Raw genomic sequence first — 9,186 nt, forward strand, 5'->3', positions numbered from 1 at the left:
GGTTTTACAGATAGAACTGGTCTATCTCGCTATTAGACAGACACAGTTCTTGGGTAAGTCAACTATTTTTTAGCGCGCTTTAGTTTCTCCATAGTTTGCTCCATAAATACATCTGGCTTGATATACTTCTGAGGTCCTCTTTGAACCGGAGTGCCTGTCGGTTTACGAGTTTGCACTGCTCCTTGTTGCTTCATCTGTGTAACCTGTTGAGTTACGACTGCTTGACGTGCTTTTGGGGTTACCAATTTATTTGGAGAGGCCGTTGTGAGCCTTTGGGTTCTAGACATTAAGCGTTTAATTGCTTGGCTTGGAGAAATATCCATTCCAGATCTTCTTGCTATGTAAATTTCTTTTACAACATCTTGAATGTCTTCGTAAGTTGCTGGTAGAGAGTTTTTAGTGAGAATATTCCGGATGGTTCCTTCAATTTGAGGGACAAAGCCGTCCGCCTGGATTTCCATCTGTTGTTGTTGTAAACGCTGACGCTCCATTTCGATTTGCCTTTGCTCATCTTCCAGAGTATTGTCGTCGGCGACCGGAGCGAATCCTTCAACTCCCATTTGGCCATACAGCTTAGTTAATTCTGCCTCATATACACGGACTTGTGCATCTCTTGGAATCTTCAGAATTTTCATCATCTGAGGGACTCCTTTATCTGGTGTTTCGTGGACCATCTGAAGGAAGTTGTTTACTCCACCCCATTTCCCTTCCATTTCCTGAACTGATTGGCGAAGTTTACCCGCTTCGATTGAATTGTAGTTCATCTTGAGCATTTGCTGGTAAATAGCGGCATGGTGTTTCCCTATCTGCTCGCCTTCAGGGATTTTTAACGCTGATCTTATCTTGTTTTCAGATACGTCTACAATACCGCCTGTTGGTTTACGAACGTTAAAGAACTGCTCCTCAACTTGTTCCGGTTGCTCTTCAGTGCCAAGGGTTTCACCGTCGCCCTCGCCAATCTCTTCTACGATTTCTTCGGATCCTTCTCCAAGGCTGTCTACGATTCCTTCTAACGCCTGATCGGCTGTCATTCCTGTGTCTGCTACTTCCATTTTATTGTGCTCCTGCTATTGGTCCCGGTGCTATTCCGGCTACGTTCTGTTGTTGTTGTATTGCTTTCCCCATTGATTTTTGAACATCCGCTGGCGTCCCCATCCCGTTCCCCATGGCTGGAGGAGGTTGTGGAGGTGGCGGCGGTGGGATAATCTGCTGCCCCATAAGTTGTTTAATTTGTAGCACGACTGGATCCATTGGTGTCATGTTGGCGATGTGGGCTTGTTCATGAAGCCAGAGAGGATGCTGCATTCTTATTTCTAACGGCATATTGCGGAACTCTGGACGGTCCCAAACCTTGCAGTGATCCTTCAAGTGCGCGACATCGTCGTCAAACGGTAGAACTTGAACAGGCAGACCATTCTGGAGCATTTCTGATTCCTTGCGAATCGTAAGCTGTTTAGCCACGTCTTGCTCTGTAATAATGTCAGTATTTCCTGATTCTACTACTGAGAGAAGCTTTTGGGCATCTAACTGGACCCCGGATTGTTGAAGCATTTGGACAAGATCAATACGACCTGACAATGATCTGAGTGCTGGATTGCCGATCTCTACCGTCACGGATTGAATGTCCTGGAAAGTCTCTTTGCTCCAATTTAGAAGTTTGTAGTTAGAAAACTCCCCTACAATCTTTGCCATCCTTTCGGTGTCTGCATAGGTCCTGAGTATCTCCACCAAAGAAGACGCGTCCCCTTCCAGATACTTAACGCATTGGCCCTGAAAGAAGCTAAGGAATTGGACAGACTTAGCGTCCATGATCGAAAGCCCAATACCTGATTTGATACTGGTTGGAACTTGCCCTTGAGTGACTTCGTTAATCCCAGAGTTGAGATTCATTTCGTTATTGATGTCACTCTTGAACTGGACCATTTGAGCAGGGACATACATCTTATCCGCGATTGTTGGAGGATTGGTCCCCGCTGGATAAGAAAGTAAATTGTGGGATTCTGCAAGCTCTTTGAAGTTCACCTGTCCGCCATCTTCAGCAACCCAAGTCACTCCGGATCCTACGGCTATGTTTGACGCTATCTGAGAATAGAGACGATCATACATGGTCTGAAGCGGCAGAAGATCGAAGGTCATTCCATATCCAAATGGAGTCCCGTCTAATTCCCCACCAGAAATCCTTTGCACTGGCACTTTGTCATAAGGAAGAGCTGATCTCATAAACAGAGTCTCTTCATTGCTGAACATTGCAATCTGGCCAAGCGGGCAAAGAGCAGATGGCTTTTCATACCGAGTGTAGAAAGGCACCAGGTCGTCCGGATTAATCAATCCCCAATCCAAGAAGATATTCCTTCCGTAAAGGTAGAGGTCTGATTCAATATTGCGGATCTCGTCTTCAAACTCAGGGAAGCGTTTAATTAACTCGAAGCGATTTACATAGCGTCTGAGGGTAAACCCATTCACTTCCTTCCAGGAACGCAATAGCGGCTCTCTAATTACGTCCCAAGGGAAATAAGAATAACCTCTCGCATCTCCCTCAAATTGGAATTCAGTAGGGCCAGTTTCTTCACCAGCCTCCTCTTCTCCTCCAGCTTCATGCTCTTGGATTTCTTCTTCTGGAGTTTCACTGGCTTCGTGGGATATGGATTGCTCTTCCGGGCTCTTCATGCCGGTTATTCGTCCACCCATAATATCCCAAGTGATTTCGTGAAACCCCTCCCCTACGAATAGGGCACGGTTTGCATTGGTCCTGTAATCTTCCTCGAAATCCTGCTCATCATAGTAATAATTTACAACGGCTTTTGCGGTTTGGGTTTTCTCTTGGGAAGAACTGTCTGTGTTTGTGGACCTTGGGGTAAAGACTGGGCGCGAAGCAGTGACAAGGCTCATCATGTGTTGGACCAGAGGTTTAATCCGGTTTACGTATAGAAGGTCAAACTCTCCAGATTCTCCAGCTTTTGGGATCCTACCAAAGTGAGAGCTGACCCGATACATCAACCGATAGGCATAGTTCCATAGATCGTAAAGACCTACTCTTTGAGTGTAGTCATAATACCGATCAATCTCAGACATACACGAAACAATGAAGTCCTCGTCCGGTTGGTCTGTTATGTATAATTCCTTATTATTTCCTTCTAGCATAAGTCATTGCTCCTACGAATGGCGATTCTGTTTTATTTTGTGGGATGAAATGGGTTGAGTGAGAGATCCCGTAGTTCTCTGGGATTGGGTTGGTATGGCGGTCAACCATTAGGTTCAAATAGATAAGTGCTGCAATGCCGTCGAAGTGACCAAAGCCTTGAACTCTTGCGAATTCCTGGTTTCTTTTCCCTTCTCTCCAAATACCGTTCTTAACTTGTTTGATGAGTGCTGGGCAGCCTTCTGGGTCGATTATGATCTGACCCGCCTGAATACGAAGGCGAAGCTGTTGAACCATTGATTCCAGGTCCATTTTCCGAACGGGAGCAAACTTCCTATTTTGAGTTCGATTGAGGAATTTGATAATGTCAAGATCCGTATCACCGATCTCTTTGTGAATGTTTGGCCATCCAAGTTCTTTCTGGATACGCTTTATCGCATCCCCTACCTTGTCCGCCCGAGCCTCATTGCCGTAGACCTCATACTCACGTTCACAGTATAAAACACCTGATCCAAATTGATAACTTGCGAATATTCCGAAGGTCCCGTCTTTTGTCCCCCAATCCCAAGCATCGTATTTATGATAAAAACGGTAAAACTCATCTCTTGGAATCTTCCTCTCAAATGAAGTGGACCACTCCGGTAAGATGATGATCTCAGGATCCGCCAAGCGTTTGCAGAAATACTCTCTCTGACAGTTGATTGAATCAATTCCACCTGCGTTTCGAATAGCCTTCTCTTTCTGTGCTTTTGTCAGGTCCTCGTTATCGTCAAGAGTTAGCTTGATATAATCCCCGTTCGCATCTGATTCAGCGGCTATGCTGAAGGATGGGTGATCTGGCATTTTGGAGGTAGAGGTAAGGATGTAATTTACTGCGTTTGTAGCCGTTAACTGTTGAGGGGAGATAATGGATTCGAGAAGATAGATAATGTGGTCATTTACCCCAGCCTCATCAATTACGTTTACGTCTGAATACGGGCCCCTCTGGTTCTCAATGTCCTTGATAGAATCGCACCCAATTAGATAGATCCTGGTCCCAGTTGTAGGGAACTCATAGTAAGAGTCAGTGAACCGGTAGACTGGGCGTAAGTGAACTGGAGCGGTTTGGCAAAGCCTATCCATGATTGGAAATACGAATTTACGGCAAACCTTCTGAGACTGTGCATAATAGTTGCAAATCATCTTCTCTTTCAGCCCACGCTTGAGAAGTTTTACTAGGATTGTAGTGGTCTTTCCTAACTTTCTATGACACTCTCCAAAGATCAAATCCCCTCTTTCAGGTGCGTCGATGAAATCCATTAGCTTTTGCTGTGTATTATTGAGCAGGAAATCAAGTTCTCCAATCTCCCATAGATGAGGGATTACTTCGGACTTAGTCAGTTCGAGAACTTCAGGTCTCAGGGCTACTGCTTGCACTCTTGACTGCCTCCTTAGCTAATCGGATCAACTCTTCTCTTGATAATTGATTATCAATAACAACAGAAGGCAAGTCTTTTCCATTTGTGGTATGGTCCACTCGATCGGTAATGAGAGCTAAGTATTTCCCTGCTAATTCGAGGGCTTTGGTTTTAGGATGGAGTTTGATTGTGTGAAATAAAATATCCCCTTTCTTGGAAACCGCTACAGTATAATCCTGTATTGCTCCGGGACGAATTTCTTTGATCTTATCTAAATCAATCCTACCCTCTTCATCCAGATAGTCAGTCATCCGAGCCATGGTGAGATCTCTTACCTCTCTTTCCCAGATACTTCTAAATTCATCCTCCTCATCCAACATCTTCTTACGAAGTGCTTTATTTACTTGAGACCTAATATCAGCATTTGTAAGCAGCCTTGATCCGTTTGCCCTTGCGGTTGAGTCATCGCAATCATACGCCTTTTTATAAGCCTCCGTTGCGTTTAGGGATTGGATATAGTATTCGATGAAAAGCTGTTGTTTTGGATTAGTCATATTGATATATCATTATCATTAATAGGTCAAAAAAAATCCCTCTTTTACGAGGGCTAGTGTATCTCTTGGATGAAAATGAGATCATAGTTTACTTGCTAATTCTTTCCTTAGATTTCGAAAGTGTTCAAGCGTTATTTTGGTGTTGGGGGTCTGTTGGAGTTGGCCGAGTGCCCAGTGAGTGTCTCCTATTAGTTCATAGTGGTAGGAGGTGCCGAACATGTTGGGAGTGGAGTAGATGCGGTGTTCAAACTTCATATTCTGCCTATTTTATCTGCGTATTTAAGTAAATCTTGCTCTAACTCTATGGTGTTTTTGCCTCGCACTATTACGTTGTCAGTGTGGACTCGAAACTTATCCCCATTTAGAAACACTACGTCTCCTTTTGCGCCTTCGGGGATCGTAAAACTTATTGATGAATAATTAGGGTCAAACTTCATGATAGATACCGTATTTCTGTAAAACTTCTAGCACTTGGCTTAATGCCCAATTGGAATCAAATGTAGGGACTTCATACTCCTCAAGATCGTCATCATCCCAGGTCCAATCAGTTCCCACGCCAGATTCAATTGCTTCTAATAGATCTGCTCTAAATTGGTTTTGGTCAAATTCCATGCTTCCTTTTCCATTCTTCGTATCTTTCTCGTTGCTCTATGACCATAGTGGCATTCTACGAGAAATTGGAGAGGATTACGCGCATACTCTGCCACATCAGATTCAAGGAGTTCATCGTTCATTTGAGATTTTTATTCCAATTTTGAATAACTCTCCATCTTGAATCAATGAGTGCATCTTCAGAATCACTGGTAATTATAAATTTAGACCCATTCGGGAATTTCCAGCAGGCTTCCCTCTTCCTTCTTACTACATATTGATAGCAGAAGATAAAGAAACAAATACCGAGAGCTATGTAACCTATCACATCTTTATCCCTTTAAATGCTAAGGTGTTCTTGATTTCAGTGTAGTGCTTGTTGGATTCGACGACCTCTGCTTTTACGGCCGTGATCTCGTCCTTCATTTGTGTTATGGCCTGGACACTCCCTCTTTCACGGTTATACAAATAATATGCCGCTACCCCAAGAATTGGCCACCAAACCAATACAATCAGAATCGAAATTAAAACGTAATCCATTCTATACTCCTTTATTTGCTATACTAATTACAAGCGCGCCACAGATCACGACAAACCCAATGGCTGCAAATATAACAATCACTTCTTTCAAAGGTTCTCTCCCATGGACTTTACACCTAAAAGAAAGGCCTGCTTCCAATCTGGCCCTGTCCCGAGTCTGTGCATTTTCTGAACCTGTCCTTCCTGAATCATCATAGTGAGAACATCCCAGCCAATCGTTTCGCCTTCTTTATTCATCTGTCTGCGAAATCCGACTGTCATAATCGCCTCGCCTCTCAGATACTCCTGGAACCCTTCTTCTTGTGGCGCTTCTTCTTGTGGCGCTTCTTCTTGAAAAACTTCTTCCGCGTTCTCTTCTTTTGTTTGTTTTGGTTTCATGTAATTTCCTTATTCGTTTGTTGTGAAAAAATTCTTAGTAAATCTTGTTACTATACCAGGTTTTTCAATCTTTTCTTTTGTTTTCTTAATTCCAAGATCGAAATATTGCACTCCTAAATGGATGATCTTTGCAAGCAGTTCCGGCCCTTCAATCCTAAACTTAACTTTATCAGTATCGTTTATGGCTTCACTTGCATCCGGAATCAATACCGCTGCTATAATGTTGTGCTTTTTGCAAGCGTATTGGAATGCTTCTACAAACCCCTCAATGTCTGGTTCTTTCATTTATTCCACCTTTTCTTTATATTCTCTCTCCCAGCGTCTCTTTTTGCCGAATTGTATTCACGTCTTAATATGTCTACCTGCTCAGTTTGAAACATATCCCGGATCTCAGCGTCTGACATGTTCTTTATGGCTATTTCAGCTTCTCTGTCGATTTCTGTTGAACGTTCCATTACTGCCAAACTCCTCCCACTAATCTCTTAAACCACCATTTCCATGGATGCATCACCTTATAGCCTAAGCAACGATACATATACCATTCGGCTCTTTGATCGCGCTCGGCTATTTCGTCTTTTTCGAGTAAATCTGTAATGTTCATAACCCTAACTTCTTAAATGCAATCTTGCGCATGTCTTCTAAATGTTTTTCTAAACGTTCAATTTCTGGAGTATGGTTAATTACCTTATCGCGAAATCCAGCTTCTATTAGCCCATTAGAAAATGCAGTTAAAACATTAGTCGATTCATAATACCCGAATTTCATAAATGGCTCCAATGAAACATATGGCTCCTTGATAAGCTCCATTACAACGTCCACAGGTGCAGCAGAATATCTAGACCCCGCTTGCTCCCCAGTGAGATAAAGCCTAAGACCCCCCATGCCAGGATCATTAATTATCGAAAGTTTATATTTCACATTATCCCTCCTCTCCAATAGTTCTAGAACCTATTGAAGTTTGAAAGTGTTCGTTATCCGATAAGCCTTACAGCCGCATCCAATACCAAAAACGCTAACGCAAGGTCATGATAGTTTAGTTTACCGTGGATCTCTTTTAGCCGAGCGAGAAAATTGTTCTCTATTTTCTTTTTTGGGCCACGTTTTTTAGTCTCTTTCTTTACAGACTTCTTCTTAGCCGCGCTTGCCTCTGGTTTGCGGCTACGAGTTTTTTTTGCTGGTGTTTGTGTTGTTTCTTCCATTGTTGTTATTCTCCTATTTAGTTAATAATTGCTCTTTTAGCATATTTAAAGAATTAAACCTATTTTCTATATATGCCTTTTCGGACCAAGACAGTGCTTGTTGAGCCGCAATTTCGGACCATATGCGCAACTCAAACGATAAACCATCTATTAAAATTTGCATTTGCGCTTTAGTTAGATCGTCCATTCACTTTCTCCTATTTAGTTAAATCTAAAATTCCGCTTGGCTCTTTATATTGTTTTACTTTTGGCATATTTTCTCTTCTCACCAAAACATTTCCCACCTGTGCGCGATACAGAAAACTGCCCACACGTTTAAATAAATCATAAGGGGTGTATTCATAGCTTTTTCTATCTTTTTCGGCCTCGTCTAGCATTCTGTCGAAATCTTCGTCTTTCATTATTATTTCAGCGGGCGGATTCTCCGAAACGCATATTGATTCAATGTATTCCATAGTTATTTTATCAGGGGTCATAATTGCACTTTCTCCTATTTAAACCAAAATTCTATCTTATCAAAACGTATTTCGAGGCCTTTTTCGTCTAATTTGCCAAGCTCAGCTTCTATTGGGACTCCATTAATATGTAAAATAATTTTTACACCTTCTGACCCATTAAAGAATGCACTCTCAGTAAACCCAAAACGAGCGTTCGTTGATAGAAACTGTCCGAGATTAATGGGTTCCACTTACTCTATCCTTTATCCATCTCTCCGCATCCGGGAAATGCTCTACTATTTTACAATACCGCAACCCTAAAAGCTTACAGTCTTTACCGTAATTATCCAGGTTAATGCACCCGCATACAAATCTTACGTTCTCTCTTACCATCCGGTATTTCTTGAATTTGATCGTGCCTTGTGGTAGCAAATGTTCACAGACTATCTTTCCAAGTTCAAGTATTTCGTTGCAGTTTACGTTTTCGCATTTCTCACCTACAAGAGCGGCTTTTATTTCATCTTGCCAGTCTATTTGGCGTTGGCGGACTTTACCTATTTTACGGATCATCTTGTAACGAAATAAAAATACGCTATGCCCAAAATGGTTAAACAAATTGCCTGAATTGCTGTATCACTCATTCTTATTTCTCCAAAAGCTCAGGTGTTTCGTAAATATTGCCAATAATTTCACAATTACCGCCAAGCATAAGTCCCCATGTACCACGCCGATATTTCCAATGAGGCAATTCATCTAAACCGGAGTAATCTAAATCAAACGCAGCACGATCTGGATGCCATATTACTTGATATTTATCACTTTCGTCATACATAAATCCATTAGGGTCAAGCCCCATGCTATTGTCCGCTGTCATATTGCCGTCAAATGAAAGTATATCACCTTCGTAAATCTCTCGGCCGTTCTTATCCTTAAGTCCTGTGTATTGTCCGA

At 42.3% G+C, this 9,186-nt stretch carries 14 protein-coding genes; all 14 read right to left on the minus strand.

Annotation, left to right across the window (positions count from 1 at the left end; genetic code table 11):
* Positions 1-62: 62 nt before the first annotated feature.
* Positions 63-1,052, minus strand: a complete 990-nt coding sequence (locus LPTSP_RS18805) for a hypothetical protein (protein ID WP_108930292.1) — start codon at positions 1,050-1,052, stop codon at positions 63-65.
* A gap of 1 nt (position 1,053) precedes the next feature.
* A complete protein-coding gene (locus tag LPTSP_RS18810) occupies positions 1,054-3,141 on the minus strand; it encodes a hypothetical protein (RefSeq protein WP_108930293.1) in 2,088 nt (695 codons plus the stop codon).
* The gene (locus LPTSP_RS18815) at positions 3,125-4,555 is read right to left on the minus strand and encodes a hypothetical protein (protein ID WP_108930294.1); all 1,431 of its coding nucleotides are present in this window, start codon (positions 4,553-4,555) and stop codon (positions 3,125-3,127) included. Before LPTSP_RS18815 ends, LPTSP_RS18810 begins: the two co-directional genes overlap by 17 nt.
* Positions 4,530-5,090 (minus strand): terminase small subunit, encoded by a 561-nt coding sequence (locus LPTSP_RS18820; RefSeq protein ID WP_108930295.1) that lies wholly within the window; start codon positions 5,088-5,090, stop codon positions 4,530-4,532. Before LPTSP_RS18820 ends, LPTSP_RS18815 begins: the two co-directional genes overlap by 26 nt.
* A 426-nt stretch (positions 5,091-5,516) precedes the next feature.
* Positions 5,517-5,702 (minus strand): hypothetical protein, encoded by a 186-nt coding sequence (locus tag LPTSP_RS18830; protein WP_108930297.1) that lies wholly within the window; start codon positions 5,700-5,702, stop codon positions 5,517-5,519.
* Positions 5,703-6,005: 303 nt separating this feature from the next.
* Positions 6,006-6,221, minus strand: coding sequence for a hypothetical protein (locus LPTSP_RS18835; protein ID WP_108930298.1), 216 nt, complete (start codon positions 6,219-6,221; stop codon positions 6,006-6,008).
* Between the two features lie 87 nt (positions 6,222-6,308).
* Positions 6,309-6,599 (minus strand): hypothetical protein, encoded by a 291-nt coding sequence (locus tag LPTSP_RS18840; protein WP_108930299.1) that lies wholly within the window; start codon positions 6,597-6,599, stop codon positions 6,309-6,311.
* A gap of 9 nt (positions 6,600-6,608) precedes the next feature.
* Positions 6,609-6,884: a hypothetical protein gene (locus tag LPTSP_RS18845; RefSeq protein WP_108930300.1), complete on the minus strand. Its 276-nt coding sequence runs from the start codon at positions 6,882-6,884 to the stop codon at positions 6,609-6,611.
* Entirely contained in the window at positions 6,881-7,054 is a 174-nt protein-coding gene (locus tag LPTSP_RS19190) for a hypothetical protein (RefSeq protein WP_167396483.1), read from the minus strand. The genes LPTSP_RS18845 and LPTSP_RS19190 overlap by 4 nt, the downstream gene beginning before the upstream one ends.
* Positions 7,055-7,196: 142 nt before the next feature.
* Complete coding sequence (locus LPTSP_RS18850; RefSeq protein WP_108930301.1) at positions 7,197-7,517, minus strand: hypothetical protein; 321 nt, start codon at positions 7,515-7,517, stop codon at positions 7,197-7,199.
* A gap of 53 nt (positions 7,518-7,570) precedes the next feature.
* The gene (locus LPTSP_RS18855) at positions 7,571-7,798 is read right to left on the minus strand and encodes a hypothetical protein (RefSeq protein ID WP_108930302.1); all 228 of its coding nucleotides are present in this window, start codon (positions 7,796-7,798) and stop codon (positions 7,571-7,573) included.
* A 13-nt stretch (positions 7,799-7,811) separates the two neighbouring features.
* Entirely contained in the window at positions 7,812-7,985 is a 174-nt protein-coding gene (locus LPTSP_RS19195) for a hypothetical protein (protein WP_167396484.1), read from the minus strand.
* Positions 7,986-7,995: 10 nt separating this feature from the next.
* The gene (locus LPTSP_RS18860) at positions 7,996-8,274 is read right to left on the minus strand and encodes a hypothetical protein (protein ID WP_108930303.1); all 279 of its coding nucleotides are present in this window, start codon (positions 8,272-8,274) and stop codon (positions 7,996-7,998) included.
* 604 nt (positions 8,275-8,878) lie between these two features.
* Positions 8,879-9,186 (minus strand): YopX family protein (locus LPTSP_RS18875; protein ID WP_217350175.1); only part of this gene is annotated, 308 nt, incomplete at its 5' end.

The organism is Leptospira johnsonii, from assembly GCF_003112675.1.
Classification (GTDB): Bacteria; Spirochaetota; Leptospiria; order Leptospirales; family Leptospiraceae; genus Leptospira_B; species Leptospira_B johnsonii.

What these genes read in the sequence shown, in the direction of transcription:
- LPTSP_RS18805 (WP_108930292.1), bottom strand. Translation starts at nt 1,052, where the DNA reads ATGGAAGTAGCAGACACAGGAATGACAGCCGATCAGGCGTTAGAAGGA.
- LPTSP_RS18810 (WP_108930293.1), bottom strand. Translation starts at nt 3,141, where the DNA reads ATGCTAGAAGGAAATAATAAGGAATTATACATAACAGACCAACCGGAC.
- LPTSP_RS18820 (WP_108930295.1), bottom strand. Translation starts at nt 5,090, where the DNA reads ATGACTAATCCAAAACAACAGCTTTTCATCGAATACTATATCCAATCC.
- LPTSP_RS18830 (WP_108930297.1), bottom strand. Translation starts at nt 5,702, where the DNA reads ATGGAATTTGACCAAAACCAATTTAGAGCAGATCTATTAGAAGCAATT.
- LPTSP_RS18835 (WP_108930298.1), bottom strand. Translation starts at nt 6,221, where the DNA reads ATGGATTACGTTTTAATTTCGATTCTGATTGTATTGGTTTGGTGGCCA.
- LPTSP_RS18840 (WP_108930299.1), bottom strand. Translation starts at nt 6,599, where the DNA reads ATGAAACCAAAACAAACAAAAGAAGAGAACGCGGAAGAAGTTTTTCAA.
- LPTSP_RS18845 (WP_108930300.1), bottom strand. Translation starts at nt 6,884, where the DNA reads ATGAAAGAACCAGACATTGAGGGGTTTGTAGAAGCATTCCAATACGCT.
- LPTSP_RS19190 (WP_167396483.1), bottom strand. Translation starts at nt 7,054, where the DNA reads ATGGAACGTTCAACAGAAATCGACAGAGAAGCTGAAATAGCCATAAAG.
- LPTSP_RS18855 (WP_108930302.1), bottom strand. Translation starts at nt 7,798, where the DNA reads ATGGAAGAAACAACACAAACACCAGCAAAAAAAACTCGTAGCCGCAAA.
- LPTSP_RS19195 (WP_167396484.1), bottom strand. Translation starts at nt 7,985, where the DNA reads ATGGACGATCTAACTAAAGCGCAAATGCAAATTTTAATAGATGGTTTA.
- LPTSP_RS18860 (WP_108930303.1), bottom strand. Translation starts at nt 8,274, where the DNA reads ATGACCCCTGATAAAATAACTATGGAATACATTGAATCAATATGCGTT.